Consider the following 15,081-nt stretch of genomic DNA (forward strand, 5'->3'; position numbering starts at 1 on the left):
CCGCCGGACGCCCCCTGGGCCCACCGACCCACGACCTGGAGAGAGAAAGCCGATGACTGGACCATGGAACCGCGCCCGGCTGGCCGCGGATCCCGACCTCGGCACGGGCAACGTGCTCACCTCGCTGCTCAGCCGCGGCAAGGGCCTGGACGACCCCACCCTGACCTTCGACACCGAGGTGGACGGCCACCCCGCCTGGCAGCCGCTGACCCTGCGCGAGCTCGGTGAGCGGGTCGCCGCCCGGGCCGCCGCACTGCACGGGCTGGGCATCCGCCCCCGCGACCCGGTCGCGGTCTACGTCTCGACCGCCGCCGACCAGGTGCTGAGCTTCCTCGCGCTGGCCCGGATCGGCGCCATCCCGGCCCTGGTCAACGGGAACATGGCCGCCGAGACCGCCGCCCGCTACGTCGAGGTCCGGTTCGGCGCGGTGCCGGTGCTGGCCGACGAGCCGCACCGCCTGGCACTGCTGGCCAACGGGGTGGACCCGGCGCAGCTGCACGAGGTCTCGGTGCTCGGCGCGGGCGATCCGCAGGACGCCCCCCCGGTCTTCCGGCACCACGCCGAGGACCCGGCGGTGATCACCCACTCCTCCGGCACCACCGGGCTGGCGAAGGCCGTCACGCACTCGCACCGCAGCCTGTTCGCCTCGGTCAAGCACCGGCTCTCGCTGCCCAAGCCGCAGGGCATGAACCGCATCCTCAGTGCGTTGCCGACCGCCCACGCGGCGACGGTGATCGCGGTCAACCTGGCGCTGGCCACCCACATCGAGCTGGCGCTGGTCTCCGTCCCGGACGGCGGGACGGTCCTCGACACCATCGAGCAGTGGCAGCCCGAGAGCGTGCTCGGCTTCGCCGCCGTCTGGTCCGAGCTGGCCGGCCACGATCTGACGAAGCGTCAGCTCTCCTCGGTCCGCGCCTGGTGGAACACCGGCGACTGCGCCCACGAGGCGCACGTCCGCCGCCTGGTCGCGGTCGGCAGCCGGGACGCCATCGAGCAGGGCAAGGTGGTCCGCAAGGCCGGCTCGATCTTCCTGGACGGCCTCGGCTCGACCGAGATGGGCCACTCCCAGTTCTTCATCACCCACACCGTCGACAGCGACCGCTACGGCCGCTGCATCGGCCGCCCGCACACCTTCTCCGACGTCGCGGTGCTGGACGAGAACGCCGAGCCGCTGCCGGTCGGCGAGGTGGGCCAGCTGGGCATCAACGCGCCCACCCTGTCCCTGGGTTACTGGAACGACTCGACCACCACCTACCGCACCCGGCGCGGCGGCTACTTCCTCACCGGCGACCTGGTCTACCGGGACGAGGCGGGCTACTTCTACCACCTGGACCGGATGGTGGACTCCGTCCCGCTCGGCGACGGCAAGTGGCTCTACACCGCCGCCAGCGAGGAGCGGATCCTCGCGGACTGCCCGCAGGTGCTGGAGTGCACCGTGGTGGCCGCCACCGAGGACGGGCGGGCCAGCAGCACCGTCCTGCTGGTGCTCACCCAGGACGCCGACCGGGACGCCGACCACCGCACGCCGGTGCTCGCCGCGCTGGCCCCCGAGGTGGCCGCCACCGTCCGGGACGTGCTGGTGATCGACCCGGCGGTGCTCCCGCTCGGGCCGACCGGGAAGGTCCGCAAGGTGGCCCTGCGCGAGATGTACCTGAAGGGCGAGCTGTTCACCGCGGTGGGTGCCGCATGAGCGCCGCCGAGCAGTGCGTGGTGACGGGCATCGGCATGTTCTCCCCGGTGGGCCGGGGTGCCGAGGAGGTCTTCGAGGCGCTCTGCGCCGGCAAGTCCGGCATCCGGGCGATCCCGGCCGGCCACGACCTGGGCGACAGCCTGGCGTTCGCGGGCCTGGCGCCGGAGATCGCGGCGGCCGAGGTGCTGCCGCCCAGCGAGGGCCGCCTGGTCGACCGGTACGTGCTGATGGCGATGGCCGCCGCCGACGACGCGCTGGCCGACGCCGGTCTGGAGGTCGGCCGCGACGTGGCCCCGGAGCGGGTCGCCGTGGTGGTCAGCAGCGGCGCGGGCGGGCTCACCACGTACGAGAGCCAGAGCCTGGCCCGGGTCAGCCGGGGCCGCACGGCCGTCAGCCCGTACATGCTGCCCGGGATGCTGCCCAACATGGCGGCGGCCCGGATCGCCATCAAGCACGGGATCCGGGGCTACAGTTCGTCGATCGCGACGGCCTGCACGGCGGGCGCGCACGCGGTGGCGGAGGCGTACCGGCTGATCCGCGAGGACGAGGCCGACGTGGTCGTCTGCGGCGGCGCCGAGTCGCCGCTGAACGCGACCAGCGCGCTGGCCTTCGGGCACGCCCGGGCACTGGCGCAGGGCTGGGCCGACCCGGAGCAGGCCAGCCGGCCGTTCGACCGGCGGCGCAACGGCTTCGTACTGGCCGAGGGCAGCGGCGTGCTGGTGATCGAGCGGGCCGCGCACGCCGAGGCCCGCCGGGCGGTCGGGTACGCCGACCTGACCGGCTGGGGCGCCACCACCGACGCCTTCAAGCCGACCACGCCCCGCCCGGACGGCTCGGGCGCGGCGGGCGCGATGCAGAAGGCCGTCGCCCGGGCGGGGATCGCCCTCTCGGACGTCGGCTACGTCAACGCGCACGGCACCAGCACCAAGATCGGCGACACCGCCGAGGCCCGGGCGATCCGGGCGGTCTTCGGCTCGCACGCCCCGGCGGTCAGCTCCACCAAGGGCCTCACCGGGCACCTGCTGGGCGGCACCGGCGCGATCGAGGCGGGCATCGCGGCGATCGCGCTGGCCAAGGGCCTGCTGCCGCCGACCGCCAACCTGGACGAGGTCGACCCGGAGTGCGAGCTCGACCACGTGACCGGCGGCCCCCGGGCCGTCCGTCCGACGGCCGTGGTGTCCAACTCCTTCGCCTTCGGCGGGCACAACGTCAGCCTGGTGTTCGGCCCGCCGAGCACCAGCCGGAGGCGGTACAGCGAGCATGGCTGAGACCAGGGTCCACGACCGGACGGCGGCCGGGCCCAGGGCCGACGACGTCTTCCAGTTCTGGTGGCTGCACGACGCGCGCTGGTACCAGGGCGTCCTCAAGCGGTTCGGCCAGGACGCGGCCAACGAGATCAACGCGGAGGCGGTGAAGTTCGTCGCCCGCCGGGTGGCCGCCTGGCACGTCCGGTCGAACCCGGTGACCCGGGACGGGCTCACCCCCGACGAGCTGGCCGGCCATGTGGCCGCCGCACTGCGGCTGATGGGCACCGGGACGATGTCCGAGGTGACCCAGCAGGTCCTCGACGAGGACAGCTTCGAGACCGTGGTGAGCAAGAGCTTCGCGCTGCGGATGCTGCGCGCCGCCGGGACGCTGGACGGCTACGACTGCCCCTGCCTGGAGTTGCGGGCGGGCTGGTTCGAGGGGCTGCGGGTCGACGTCGAGGACAGCTGCGTGGAGTGCCAGCGCACCGGCGGCGAGGTCTGCCGGTTCCGCGCGGAGCTCCGCCGCGCGCCCGAATCACTGTGACAGCACAACAGTTATGACCGCTACGACGATAGGTGGCTCAGTGGAGATCCATGGTGTCGATCACGTCGAGTTCTATGTCGGGGACGCCCAGCAGGCGGCGTTCTACCTCTGCACGGCCTTCGGCTTCCGGGTCTGCGGGCAGGGCGGCCCGGAGACCGGCCTGACCGGGCAGCGCACGCTGCTGCTGCGGCAGGGCGGGGTGCAGATCCTGCTCACCACCGGTCTGGACGCGCAGCACCCGGCGGCCGAGTACGTCAGCCGGCACGGCGACGGCGTCGGGGTGATCGCGATGGGCGTCGACGACGCCGAGATCGCCTTCAAGACCCTGACCGGCCGCGGCGCCGAGGCCGTCCAGCTGCCGCAGGTGCACCGGCGCGGCGACGCCTCGGTGGTCACGGCGGCCGTCGGCGGCTTCGGCGACGTCGTCCACCGGCTGGTCGAACGGCACGACGCGGACGAGGAGTTCCTGCCCGGCCTGATCGATCTGATCGCGCCGGACATCGAGGAGGGCGAGCAGCTCTTCTCGGCCGTCGACCACGCCGCGGTGCTCGTCCCGGCCGGCCAGCTCGGCCCGACCGCCGAGTACTACCGCGAGGTCTTCGGCTTCGAGCAGATCTTCGAGGAGTTCATCGAGGTCGGCGCGCAGGCGATGGACTCCAAGGTGGTGCAGAGCCCGTCCGGCCAGGTCACCTTCACCCTGATCGAGCCGGTGACCAACCGGAAGGCGGGCCAGATCGACGGCTTCCTGCACCGCCACAGCGGCGCCGGGGTGCAGCACCTGGCGCTGCTCACCGACGACATCGTCTCCGCGGTGCGGACGCTGGAGACCCGCGGGGTCCGCTTCCTGACCACGCCGGACAGCTACTACGACGACCTGGAGAGCCGGCTCGGCAGCCCCGACCTGCTCGTCCAGGACCTGCGCGAGACCAACGTGCTGGTGGACCGCGACCACTGGGGCCAGGTCTTCCAGATCTTCACCCAGTCCATGCACGTCCGCAACACCTACTTCTTCGAGGTCATCGACCGGCACGGTGCCCGCACCTTCGGCAGCGGCAACGTCAAGGCGCTGTACGAGGCGGTCGGCCGCGAGAAGGCCGACGTCTGAAGTCCTGTTCCACGGAAGGAGACACGCATGTCCACCACCTTCACCCTCACCGAGGAAGAGCTCGACCTGCTCCCCTCGGACGACGACGTGTTCCAGTACCAGCAGCACGGCTGGTTCCTCAGCAAGAAGCTGCTGAGCGACGAGGAGACCGCGCTGCTGGAGTCCGCCAGCGAGGACTTCTACGCCGGCCGGCTGGACCGCCCGCTGCCGGCCCGCCCGCCGAAGCTCGCCTACTGGCAGCCGTCGGCCGGCTCGGTGCAGCGGCACAACGACTACATCCACTACGAGGACGACCGGATCGGCGCGATCCTGCGCAAGCCGCTGCTCGGCGCGGTCGCCGCGCGGCTCGCCGGGACGGCCGAGATCCGGATCTTCCAGTCCACGCTGATCCTCAAGCCGCCGGCGCCGGAGGAGGCCAGCAACATCGTGCCCTGGCACTTCGACCGGCACTACTGGGCCACCTCCACCTCCGAGCGGATGCTCACCGCGTTCATCCCCTTCCACGACTGCACCGAGGAACTGGGGACGATCACCATGGTGGACGGCAGCCACCTGTGGAAGGAGGTCGCGACCAACGACCAGACCTCCCTGCACTTCGCCGAGCGCGACAACAGCGAGCTCGACCAGATGCTGGACGAGAACGCCGCGTTCAACAACGCGGAGGTGACCAAGATCCCGGTGGTGATCCCGCGCGGGCACGTCAACTTCCACCACTGCCTGACCTACCACGGCAGCGGCGCCAACGTCGGCGACCGCCCGCGCCGGGCGATCTCGCTGCACCTCCAGGACGGCGAGAACCGCTACCGCGACTTCCGCCGCTCCGACGGCAGGCAGGTCGCGTACAACCACGACGTGCTGGTCCGGCGCACCCCGGCGGGCACGCCCGACTACGCCGACCCGGACTACTGCCCGACCATCTGGCGCTCCGCCGAGTCCTGAGTCACCGCCCGGTCCTGAGTCACCGCCCGCCGCCTGCCGCCCGCAGCCGGCCGCGAACAGCGAAGGGAAGCACAGCGTGTCCGAGCTGCCCGAACCCACGGGGGAGCACCCCCGCTCCCCACTGCGCTCGGTGGCGGTGGTCGGCACCGGCCTCATCGGCACCTCGGTGGCGCTGGCACTGACCGCCCAGGGCGTGACCACCTACCTGCTGGACCAGGACCCGGCCGTCGCGCGGACGGCCGAGGCGCTGGGGGCCGGCATCGCCGGCAGACCCGACCGGCCGGTGGACCTCGCGGTGCTCGCGGTACCGCCGTCCCGGATCGTCGAGGCGCTGGCCCAGCAGCAGGCGGCCGGTCTCGCCCACTCCTTCACCGACGTGGCCAGCGTCAAACTGCCGCCGCAGCGCGCGGCGGTGGCGGCCGGCTGCGACCTCGGCCGGTACGTCGGGGGCCACCCGATGGCCGGCCGGGAGCGTTCGGGGCCGCTGGCGGCCACCGCCGACCTGTTCCACGGCCGGACCTGGGTGCTGACGCCGTCCGTCCGGACCGGCCCCCGGACGCTGCACCTGGCGACCGAGCTGATCCGGCTCTGCGGCGCCGAACTGGTCACCATGTCGGCGGACCTGCACGACCGCACCGTCGCACTGACCTCGCACACCCCGCACGTGCTGGCCAGCCTGATGGCGGGCCGGCTGACCAGGCCGGAGGCCGGCCAGCTGCGGCTCTCCGGCCAGGGGCTGCGGGACGTCACCCGGGTCGCGCTCGGCGATCCGCAGCTCTGGACGGACATCCTGCGCTCGAACGCCGGCGCGGTGGCGTCCGAACTCCGCGAGGTGGCCGACGACCTCGCGGTCGCGGTGGCCGCACTGGAGTGGCTCGACGACCCCGATCCGGCCCAGCAGCGGCGCGGGGCGGCCGAGTTGCACACCATCCTGGCCAGCGGGGTGGCCGGGCGCAGCCGCCTCCCGGAGCTGGCGGGGGCGGCGGCCTCCGGCGGTCAGCCGCCACCGTCCGCACCGTTCCGGCCGGCCAGGGGCCCGGCCCGCGCCCGGCCGTAGCGACTGCGGGTGGGTCCTAGGCGAGGCGCTGTTCGGAGGAGGCCGCCAGGAAGCCGATCGCGTTGTCGATCACGGTCTGCTCCGCGAGGATCTTGCGGTGGCCGAGCTTGCGGGTGGTGACCAGTTCGGCCTGGTCGCCGTAGGCGGCCTTGAGCTTGCGGGCCTGGTCGACGCCGACCACGGTGTCGTCCTCGTCGTGGATCAGCAGGATCGGGACGGCGATCTGCTCGGTGTGCTGCTTGGCGTCGAAGAGGGTCCAGATGTCCTCGGTGCCGGGGAACAGCTCCTCCTCGATCCGGCGCCGCAGGTCCCGGCGCAGCCGGGAGTTGAGGTTCAGCTGGTTGCAGAACTCGTCCAGCAGGAACTGGAAGTCGCTGACCCCGGAGACCGCGACCAGCCGCTCGGCCTTGATCCCGCTGCGCAGGGCCAGGAAGGCGCAGGTCACGCCGAAGGAGTGCGCCACCACCGAGTGGAAGGGGCCGTAGCGGTCCTGGAGCTGCCCGATGACCTCGCGGTACTCCAGGATCGTGACGGCGTGGCCGCCCGAGTCGCCGTGGCCGGGCGCGTCGAAGCTGACCGGGCTGAGTCCGAGCGCCTGCAGGCGGTCGACGAAGCCCGCGTAGCGGGACGCCCGGGACTGCCAGCCGTGCACCAGCAGCACCGGCCGCTTGCCGTTGCCCCAGCGGTACGCGACCACCTTCTTGCCGTTCACCGTGAGCTCCTCGGTCACCGCGCGCCGGTGGACCTCGCGCTCGACCTCGCGGACCTTGCCGCGCTGCAGCGGGTTGCAGAAGAGGTAGAACGACGCCTTGCCCGCGAGCCGGGCCGACACCAGCGAGCCGGCGTTCAGGGTGGCACTGGTCAGTGCAACGGCCACATCCACGGTCTCTCCTTAGAAGCACGATCGTTCGGCTTTATTTCTAAGCCGATCCTGACACGCCCAGAGCCATTCAGCCATACCTGAGACGGAACTACGACATCGAATCATCCCCGCGTCGCCCTTAAATAAGAGCGAACGGTCGTGCTAACGTTTCACGGGTGACGGAGACCTCAGCAGCCGTGAAGCCGTTCCACAGCACCGCCCGGGTCCACTTCGACGAGCTCGATCCGATGGGCATCCTGCACAACGCCCGCTACCAGATCCACGTCGAACGGGCCCTCTCCGTCTTCTTCGAGAGCGCGTTCTTCGGGAGCGCCTTCCACGAAAGCACGGCGGCCGACCCCTCGGCGGTGCTCGGGGGCGACCCCGACAAGTTCCACGCGGTCCGCCGCTTCGAGATCGACTTCGCCCAGCCGTTCCGGGGCGAGGGCCGGCTGCGGACCGAGCTCTGGCTGGAACACCTCGGCCGCACCAGCACCCGGCACGGCTTCGCCTGCCTGGGACCGGACGGCGAACTGCACGCCACCGGCGCACGGACGGTCGTCAAGGTCGACCCGGGGAACTTCCGGCCGACGGCCTGGAGCGCCGCCTGGCGCGAGGCCCACCTGACCGGGCTGCGGCTGGAACGGTCGCTGTCCCAGCCCCCGCTCTAGCCCCCGGTACGGCCCAGCCGTACCCACCACCGCCGCACGTCGGCCAGGAAGGCCCAGGAGAGGCAATGCCGGGTAGCAGGCAAGAAATCTGCATCGTCGGAGCAGGCCCACGGGGGCTCGCGGTGCTGGAGCGGATCTGCAGCAACGCCGGTGCCGGACTCGGCACCGGGCCGGGCGGGGACGCCGGGGACGCCCCGTACCGGTCGCTGACGGTCCACCTGGTGGACCCGGCGGAGCCCGGCGGCGCGGTCTGGCGACCCGACCAGTCCACCGACCTGCTGATGAACACCGTCGCCTCGCAGGTGACCATCTTCACCGACGCCAGCGTCACCTGCGAAGGTCCCGTGGTCCCCGGACCCAGCCTGTACGAGTGGGCCAAGACCTCCGTCCTGGCGGACCCGTTCGACGACTACCCGCGCTGGGCGAAGACCGAGGCGGAGCTGCTCTCGGCGGAGTCGTACCCCACCCGGGCGTTCTACGGGCACTACCTGGGCTGGGTGTTCCAACGGCTGATCCGCACCGCCCCGGACCACCTCGACATCACCCACCACCGGACCACGGCGGTCGCACTGACCGACGAGGTGGACGGCACCCAGCGCGTCGTGCTGGCCGACGGCGGCGTCCTCGACGGGCTGACGGCGGTGGTGCTCACCCAGGGGCACCTGCCGATGCCGCTCGGCCGGGCCGAACTCGCCCTGCGCGACCACGCGGTGACCCACGGGCTGCACTACTACCCGCCGGCCAACCCGGCCGAGGTGGACCTCTCCGGCATCCGGCCGGGGCAGCGGGTCGGGCTGCGCGGTCTGGGCCTCAACTTCTTCGACTACATGGGCCTGCTGACCACCAGCCGGGGCGGCGCGTTCGAACGCTCGCGCGGCCGGCTGGTCTACCGGCCGTCCGGCGCGGAGCCCGTGATGTACGCGGGTTCGCGGCGCGGGGTGCCGTTCCACGCCCGGGGCGACAACCAGAAGGGCGTGAGCGGGCGGCACACCCCGCTGTTCCTCACCGAAGAGGTGATCGGGAGCCTGCTCGACCGCGGCCGGCGCGACGGCGGGCTGGAGTTCCGCCGGGACCTGTGGCCGTTGATCGACCTGGAGGTGCGCGCGGTCTACTACCGCACGCTGGTCACCTCGCGCTCCGGCCAGGCCGCCGGGCAGGCCTTCCTGCGGGAGTTCGTCCCCCTGGCCGGCGAGGAACCGGCCGTCGAGCGGCTGCTGACCCGGCACGGGATCACCCGGGAGCAGCGCTGGGACTGGGCGCTCATCGAACGCCCTTGGGGCGACCTGAAGTTCACCAGACTGGCGGAGTTCCGCAGCTGGCTGCTCGGCCACCTGCACCAGGACATCCGGGAGGCCGCCCGGGGCAACGAACTGGGCCCGCTGAAGTCGGCCCTCGACGCCCTGCGCGACCTGCGCAACGAACTGCGCCTGCTGGTCGACCACAGCGGGCTCACCGGCAGCTCCTACCGGGACGAACTCCAGGGCTGGTACACCCCGTTGAACGGGTTCCTGTCGATCGGCCCGCCACGCAGCCGGATCGAGGAGCTGACCGCGCTGATCGAGGCGGGCGTCCTGCACCCGACCGGGCCCGGCCTCACCGTCGGCCCCGCGCCGGACGGCAGCGGGTTCCTGCTCTCCTCGACCCTGGTGCCGCGCACCGAGGTGCTGGTCGACGCGCTGATCGAGGCCCGGCTGCCCGAGGTGGACATCCGGCGCAGCACCGACCCGCTGATCGGCCAGCTGCGCCGGACCGGCCAGTGCAGTGCGTACCTGATACCGGGCCCGCCCGGTGCGGACTACCAGACCGGCGGGCTGGCGGTCACCCGTTCGCCCTACCGGCTGATCGACGCCGAGGGCCGGCCGCACCCGCGGAGGTTCGCCTTCGGCGTCCCGACCGAGGCGGTGCACTGGGTCACCGCCGCCGGGGTCCGGCCCGGCGTGAACTCCGTCATCCTGGCGGACGCCGACGCCGTGGCGCAGGCCGTACTGACCGCCTGCGCAGCCGAGTTGGTCGGCGCCGACCCGGCGGGCGTGGCATGACGCCCACCGGCGCCGACTCCGGTCTGCTCGCACCCGTCTGGGCCGGGACCCCGGTGCAGACGGCGACCGCCGACGAGGCCTGGCTGCAGGCCATGCTCGACACCGAGGTCGCGCTCGTCCGGGCCCAGGCCCGGCTCGGCGTGGTGCCCGCCGCCGCCGTCGCGCCGATCGCGGCGGCGGCCCGGGCCGACCGGCTCGACCTGGCCGGCCTGGCCCGGCGCTCCCGGGAGGCCGCCAACCCGGTGGTCGCCTTCGTCCAGGACTTCACCGCCCTGGTCGCCGCCGCCGACCCCGAGGCCGCCCGGTACGTGCACTACGGCTCGACCAGCCAGGACATCCTGGACTCCGCCGCGATGCTGGTCGCCCGGCGCGCCCTCGCGCTGACCGCCGCCGACCTGGAGCGCACCGCCGACGCGCTCGCCCGGCTGGCCGAGACGCACCGCGCCACCCCGATGGCGGGCCGCACCCTCGCCCAGCACGCCGTGCCCGTCACCTTCGGGCTGCGCGCGGCCGGCTGGCTGGAGCTGGTGCTGACCGCACTGACCCGGATACGGGAACTGGCCGACCGGCTGCCGGCCGAACTCGGGGGCGCGGCAGGCACCCTGGCCGGGTACCACGAGTACGCCCGGGCGGCCGGGGCGGGCTCGGGCCTGGACCTGCTCGCCCCGTTCGCCGAGGAGCTCGGGCTCGCCGAACCGGTGCTGCCCTGGCACGTCATCCGGGTGCCGATCGCCGATCTCGGCGCCGCACTCGCGGTGGTCACCGGAGCGCTCGGCAAGATCGCCGCCGACGTCCAGCTGCTCTCCCGCACCGAGATCGCCGAGGCCGCCGAACCGGCCGCCGACGGACGGGGCGCCTCGTCCGCGATGCCGCAGAAACGCAACCCGGTGCTCAGCACGCTGATCCTCAGCGCCGCCCGGCAGGTCCCGGCCTACGCCCTGATACTGAACCAGAGCATGCTGGCCGAGGAGGAACGTCCGGGCGGCGCCTGGCACGCCGAATGGCAGCCCCTGCGGGAGTGCCTGCGGCTGGCGGGCGGCGCGGCACACACCGCCGCCGAGCTGCTCGAAGGGCTGGAGGTGGACGCCGGGCGGATGCGGGCCAACCTCGGGCTGACCGGCGGAGCCGTGGTCGCGGAGCGGGTCGCCGCCGTACTGGGCGAGGCACTCGGCCGCCCGGAGGCCAAGCGGCTGCTGACAGCCGCCACCGCGGAGGCTGCGGCGAAGGGACGGCCGCTGGGGGACGTACTCGGCGAGCTGCTGCCCGACCTGCGGCTCCCTGCGGGGCTGACGCTGGACCAACTACTGGACCCGGTCGGGTATCTCGGCGAATCGGAGGCGCTGGTGGGGCGGGCGCTGATGCGGTACCGCGGGCTGCGGGAGCTCCGGGGGGCGCGGGAGCGCGGGGGCGCGGGGCGGTAGCCGTGAGCGTTTGTGGGGTGGTGCCGGGTGGGGTCTGGGGGTTGGTGCGGCGGGGGTTTCTTCCGGTTTCGCGCAGTTCCCCGCGCCCCTGAAGTCGCGCCCCTGAACGGGTGGGGCTCAGGGGCTGGGGAGGAGGGTGGGGTCGGTGGCCACGGTGCGGAGGCGGTGGAGGATGGCGCGGGAGGCACGGCGGTAGGGGGCGACCGGCTCGTCGTGCAGCAGGGAGCCCGCGTTGGCCGCCTCCATGAAGCTGATCAGCTCGAATGCGACCTGGGCGACATCGGTGTCGGAATTGATTTCCCCCACCGCACGGGCGATTTCCAGCATGCCCTCGACAGTCCGCTCCCAGGCCAGACTGGATTTGGCGAGCTCGTCGCGGATCCGTCCCGGTTGGGCGTCGAATTCGGAATTTGCGGCGAAGAAGAAACAACCGCCCGGGAATACCCTGGTCCGGGAGTATTCGAGCCAGCATTCGCAGAGCCGGTACACCCGTGCGATACCCGACGGCGTCTCCAGTGCGGGCTCGATGACCTTCTGGATATAGATCGCCTGGGCCGCCCGGACGGTGGCGAGCTGAAGCTCCTCCTTGGATCCGAAAAGCGCGAAGACCCCGCTCTTGCTGACCCCGAGATCCGTGGCGAGCCTGCCCAGCGACAGGCCGCTCAAACCCTCGATGGAAGCGATCTGGACCGTACGGGCGACAATCATGCGACGAGTTTCATTGCCCTTCTGCACGCGCCCGTCGGTGGCTGAATCGGTCACTGACAACCATCTTTTCTTGCGGGCGCGCGGCGGGCGCGACAGTACGGGAACAATACTCCACCGTATCCTAGCTCCGCATTGACAGTTCCTTCCAGCAGCATGCGTACGACACTCAGTGACTTCGGTGCGTGTTCTCGGGAGTCCACAGAGCGACCGGCGTGCCCATTACGTCGCTTTCGCCCCCCGGCAGCGCCAGCGCCAGCACGACGTTTTCGGGCTGCCAGGGGGAACTCGGCATCGCGAAGCAGTGCCGGTCCGCGCCGGGCTCGGGGAGCAGCCGCTCCTCGCCGGCCGTCCGCCAGACGGCGGGCAGCCCCACCGGCCGTTTGGTGCCGCCCTCGCGGAGGCCGATGCCGAGGGCCTTGCCGAGCGCCTCCTTCCTGGTCCAGAGCCAGAAGAAGGCCGCCGCCCGGCGCTCCAGCGGCTGGGCCTCGATCCATTCGCCCTCCGCGCCGGTGAACCACTTCCGGGCCAGCGGCAGGGTCGGCACCGCCCGCACCACCTCCAGGTCGAGTCCGACCGGCGCCAGCCGGGTCAGCGCCACCGCGGCCAGCCCGCGCCCGTGGGTGATGCTGACGTGCAGCCCCAGCCCCGCGCCGACCAGGTAGGGGCGGCCGCCCGGTTCGTGCTGGATCCCGACCTCCCGCTCGTCGGCGCCGAGCACCGCCGCCGCCGACCGCAGCGCGAGCCGACGGGCCTGGGCCCGCGCCTCGGCTCCGATCGCGTCGGTCTCCGAGACGAAGACCGCCACCCCGTCGAGTGCCTGACGTTCCATCAACCCCATCTGCGACCCACCCCCTGCACCATGCGCCCCGCCGGGCGCCTCACTCCGGTCCGCGCCAAAGTACGCCCTCGACCTTGCGCGCGACCTGAAGCAGCCGCTCGTCGCCGCCCTCCGGTCCGACGAGCTGCACCCCGACGGGCAGGCCGCCCAGCGTCCCGGCCGGTACGGCGACGGCCGGCAGCCCGGCGAAGCTCCACGGGAGCGACATCACCGCGTCTCCCGTGCTGTCCAGCCCGGCCGGTGCCGGGCCGGGGGCGGCGGGCGTGATCCAGAGGTCGAGGCCCGCGTCGCCCACGGCGGCCGCCAGCTCGGCCCGGAACCGCTCCCGGGCCTTCAGCGCCGCGCGGTAGTCGTCCGGGTCGACCTCGCGCCCCTGCCGGATCGCCGCCGCCGTCTCCGGGCGGTAGAGCCGGCCGAACCGGGCGAACCAGTCGGCGTGCACCTGGGCCAGTTCGTAGCGGATCACCGTCCACACCTGCCGTACGAGATCGTCGAACCCCGGCATCGCCGGCACCCGCCGGACGGTCAGCCCGCCGGACGCGAGCCGGGCCAACTGCCGTTCGAAGGCGGCCCGCGCGGCCGGCTCCACCCGGTCGAGGTACGGCCCGTCGGGCACCCCGAGCACCATCGGGCCGTCGGCGTCCGGCAGGCGCGCCCAGTCGTCGCAGACCACCGAGGCGGCCAGCTCGACGCCCGCCACCTCGGCGGTGTACAGCCCGACCGCGTCGAGGCTCGGCGCGTGCGGGATCACGCCGTCCAGCGGGATCCGCCCGTACGTCGGCCGGAAGCCCACCACCCCGCAGTACGCCGCCGGGCGGATCACCGACCCGACCGTCTGGGTGCCGAGGGCCAGCGGCACGAGCCCGGCGGCGACGGCCGCCGCCGAGCCGCTGCTCGAACCGCCCGGCGTGTGGGCCGGGTTGTGCGGGTTCCGGGTGGGGCCCGGTGCCACCACCGCGAACTCCGCGGTCACCGTCTTGCCCGCGACGAGCGCCCCCGCCGCCCGCAGCCGGCCGACGGCGGTGGCCTCCGGCCCGGCCAGCACGCCGGGCGGCAGTGCGGAGCCGCCGTGGGTCGGCAGACCGTCGACCTGGATCACGTCCTTGACCCCGACCGGGACGCCGTACAGCACCGGCCGGTCCGCCGGCGCGCCGGCGGCGAGCACCGCCGCCCGGACGGCGAGCCGCTCGTACCGGCCCGGCTCCGGGACGAAGGCGTGCAGGACTGGGTCGACCCGGTCGATCCGGGTGCACAGGCGCTCGACGTACTCGGAGAGCTCCGGACGGCCGGCGCGCAGCGCGGCGGCCTCGGGGAGCAGCGGGACCGATTGGATCAAGGGTTCCATGGGTCCACGCTACGGCCGCCGACCGCTCGCCGCCCCCGACTTGATCACAGACCAGCACCAGGGGCGGCGGGCCCGGCCGGTGCGGCGGGTCGGTGCGCCCGGTCGGCCTCGGAGCGACCGGCACCAGGGGGCGGCGGGCACGCCGACAGCCTCCGGTCCGGTGGGGTTCCACCGGACCGGAGGCTGTGAGCGGACGCCCGCCCGTGGTGGGCACCACTGCTCGTCGGCCCACCTGTGCCGGTCGCTCCGAGGCCGACCGGTCCTACTCCTGCTGTTCCTGGTAGCGGTGCTCGTCCGGGAGGTAGGGGGCCTCGCGCAGGAAGAGCGCCCCGCAGGTGTGGCAGGAGAGCTCGGGCTGCTCACCCCATCGGCCGGGTTCCCGGGTCTCGGCCCCGGGGTCCAGCTCCCGACCGCACATCGCCCGTCCGGTGTCACCGGACACGATGTGCCAGGTCTTCGCCCCGGCCTCAGGCCCGCCGGGGCCGTACTCGGCCCGCATCAGATGCTTCATGATCACAAGCGTGCCGGGGCCCCGCGGTCCGGGCGCGTTCTGCTACGCCTTCGGGGACCCGGCCGGCCGGGGATCACTGTCGGCCGGCCGTGGTCAGGTCAGCC

At 73.2% G+C, this 15,081-nt stretch carries 14 protein-coding genes; 9 read left to right on the plus strand and 5 right to left on the minus strand.

The window, feature by feature from the left end:
• Window positions 1–52: 52 nt before the first annotated feature.
• The 6 genes from ABD330_RS05050 to ABD330_RS05075 all read left to right on the plus strand — a co-directional run bounded on the left by ABD330_RS05050 (window position 53) and on the right by ABD330_RS05075 (window position 6,582).
• Complete coding sequence (locus tag ABD330_RS05050) at window positions 53–1,690, plus strand: class I adenylate-forming enzyme family protein (protein WP_344461154.1); 1,638 nt, start codon at window positions 53–55, stop codon at window positions 1,688–1,690.
• Complete coding sequence (locus ABD330_RS05055) at window positions 1,687–2,958, plus strand: beta-ketoacyl-[acyl-carrier-protein] synthase family protein (protein WP_344461156.1); 1,272 nt, start codon at window positions 1,687–1,689, stop codon at window positions 2,956–2,958. The genes ABD330_RS05050 and ABD330_RS05055 overlap by 4 nt, the downstream gene beginning before the upstream one ends.
• Window positions 2,951–3,481, plus strand: coding sequence for a hypothetical protein (locus ABD330_RS05060; protein ID WP_344461158.1), 531 nt, complete (start codon window positions 2,951–2,953; stop codon window positions 3,479–3,481). Before ABD330_RS05055 ends, ABD330_RS05060 begins: the two co-directional genes overlap by 8 nt.
• A gap of 40 nt (window positions 3,482–3,521) precedes the next feature.
• The gene (gene hppD / locus ABD330_RS05065) at window positions 3,522–4,586 is read left to right on the plus strand and encodes a 4-hydroxyphenylpyruvate dioxygenase (RefSeq protein WP_344461160.1); all 1,065 of its coding nucleotides are present in this window, start codon (window positions 3,522–3,524) and stop codon (window positions 4,584–4,586) included.
• A gap of 27 nt (window positions 4,587–4,613) precedes the next feature.
• Window positions 4,614–5,525, plus strand: a complete 912-nt coding sequence (locus ABD330_RS05070; RefSeq protein WP_344461162.1) for a phytanoyl-CoA dioxygenase family protein — start codon at window positions 4,614–4,616, stop codon at window positions 5,523–5,525.
• Window positions 5,526–5,601: 76 nt separating this feature from the next.
• Window positions 5,602–6,582 (plus strand): prephenate dehydrogenase, encoded by a 981-nt coding sequence (locus ABD330_RS05075; protein WP_344461164.1) that lies wholly within the window; start codon window positions 5,602–5,604, stop codon window positions 6,580–6,582.
• Between the two features lie 16 nt (window positions 6,583–6,598).
• On the opposite strand, the gene ABD330_RS05080 is transcribed toward ABD330_RS05075, so the two are convergent.
• Window positions 6,599–7,465, minus strand: coding sequence for an alpha/beta hydrolase (locus ABD330_RS05080; protein WP_344461166.1), 867 nt, complete (start codon window positions 7,463–7,465; stop codon window positions 6,599–6,601).
• 155 nt (window positions 7,466–7,620) lie between these two features.
• On the opposite strand from ABD330_RS05080, the gene ABD330_RS05085 reads away from it, so the two are divergent.
• From ABD330_RS05085 to ABD330_RS05095, 3 genes are all read left to right on the plus strand, one after another.
• Window positions 7,621–8,115, plus strand: coding sequence for an acyl-CoA thioesterase (locus tag ABD330_RS05085; protein ID WP_344461168.1), 495 nt, complete (start codon window positions 7,621–7,623; stop codon window positions 8,113–8,115).
• 65 nt (window positions 8,116–8,180) lie between these two features.
• On the plus strand, window positions 8,181–10,154 hold the full coding sequence (locus ABD330_RS05090; RefSeq protein ID WP_344461170.1) for an FAD/NAD(P)-binding protein: 1,974 nt from the start codon (window positions 8,181–8,183) through the stop codon (window positions 10,152–10,154).
• Window positions 10,151–11,575 (plus strand): nitrosuccinate lyase, encoded by a 1,425-nt coding sequence (locus ABD330_RS05095; RefSeq protein ID WP_344461172.1) that lies wholly within the window; start codon window positions 10,151–10,153, stop codon window positions 11,573–11,575. Before ABD330_RS05090 ends, ABD330_RS05095 begins: the two co-directional genes overlap by 4 nt.
• A 117-nt stretch (window positions 11,576–11,692) precedes the next feature.
• On the opposite strand, the gene ABD330_RS05100 is transcribed toward ABD330_RS05095, so the two are convergent.
• The 4 genes from ABD330_RS05100 to ABD330_RS05115 all read right to left on the minus strand — a co-directional run bounded on the left by ABD330_RS05100 (window position 11,693) and on the right by ABD330_RS05115 (window position 14,977).
• Window positions 11,693–12,337 (minus strand): TetR/AcrR family transcriptional regulator, encoded by a 645-nt coding sequence (locus ABD330_RS05100; RefSeq protein ID WP_425555450.1) that lies wholly within the window; start codon window positions 12,335–12,337, stop codon window positions 11,693–11,695.
• 112 nt (window positions 12,338–12,449) lie between these two features.
• On the minus strand, window positions 12,450–13,112 hold the full coding sequence (locus ABD330_RS05105; protein WP_344461174.1) for a 4'-phosphopantetheinyl transferase family protein: 663 nt from the start codon (window positions 13,110–13,112) through the stop codon (window positions 12,450–12,452).
• Between the two features lie 49 nt (window positions 13,113–13,161).
• Window positions 13,162–14,466, minus strand: a complete 1,305-nt coding sequence (locus ABD330_RS05110; protein ID WP_344461176.1) for an amidase — start codon at window positions 14,464–14,466, stop codon at window positions 13,162–13,164.
• Window positions 14,467–14,728: 262 nt separating this feature from the next.
• On the minus strand, window positions 14,729–14,977 hold the full coding sequence (locus ABD330_RS05115) for a hypothetical protein (RefSeq protein ID WP_344461178.1): 249 nt from the start codon (window positions 14,975–14,977) through the stop codon (window positions 14,729–14,731).
• Window positions 14,978–15,081 lie beyond the last annotated feature (104 nt).

The organism is Kitasatospora kazusensis, from assembly GCF_039529945.1.
GTDB lineage: Bacteria > Actinomycetota > Actinomycetes > Streptomycetales > Streptomycetaceae > Kitasatospora > Kitasatospora kazusensis.

Bases quoted from the DNA above. Each gene is read 5' to 3' on its own strand.
- ABD330_RS05050 (WP_344461154.1), top strand. From the start codon at position 53: ATGACTGGACCATGGAACCGCGCCCGGCTGGCCGCGGATCCCGACCTC.
- ABD330_RS05055 (WP_344461156.1), top strand. From the start codon at position 1,687: ATGAGCGCCGCCGAGCAGTGCGTGGTGACGGGCATCGGCATGTTCTCC.
- ABD330_RS05060 (WP_344461158.1), top strand. From the start codon at position 2,951: ATGGCTGAGACCAGGGTCCACGACCGGACGGCGGCCGGGCCCAGGGCC.
- ABD330_RS05070 (WP_344461162.1), top strand. From the start codon at position 4,614: ATGTCCACCACCTTCACCCTCACCGAGGAAGAGCTCGACCTGCTCCCC.
- ABD330_RS05090 (WP_344461170.1), top strand. From the start codon at position 8,181: ATGCCGGGTAGCAGGCAAGAAATCTGCATCGTCGGAGCAGGCCCACGG.
- ABD330_RS05095 (WP_344461172.1), top strand. From the start codon at position 10,151: ATGACGCCCACCGGCGCCGACTCCGGTCTGCTCGCACCCGTCTGGGCC.
- ABD330_RS05105 (WP_344461174.1), bottom strand. From the start codon at position 13,112: ATGGAACGTCAGGCACTCGACGGGGTGGCGGTCTTCGTCTCGGAGACC.
- ABD330_RS05110 (WP_344461176.1), bottom strand. From the start codon at position 14,466: ATGGAACCCTTGATCCAATCGGTCCCGCTGCTCCCCGAGGCCGCCGCG.
- ABD330_RS05115 (WP_344461178.1), bottom strand. From the start codon at position 14,977: ATGAAGCATCTGATGCGGGCCGAGTACGGCCCCGGCGGGCCTGAGGCC.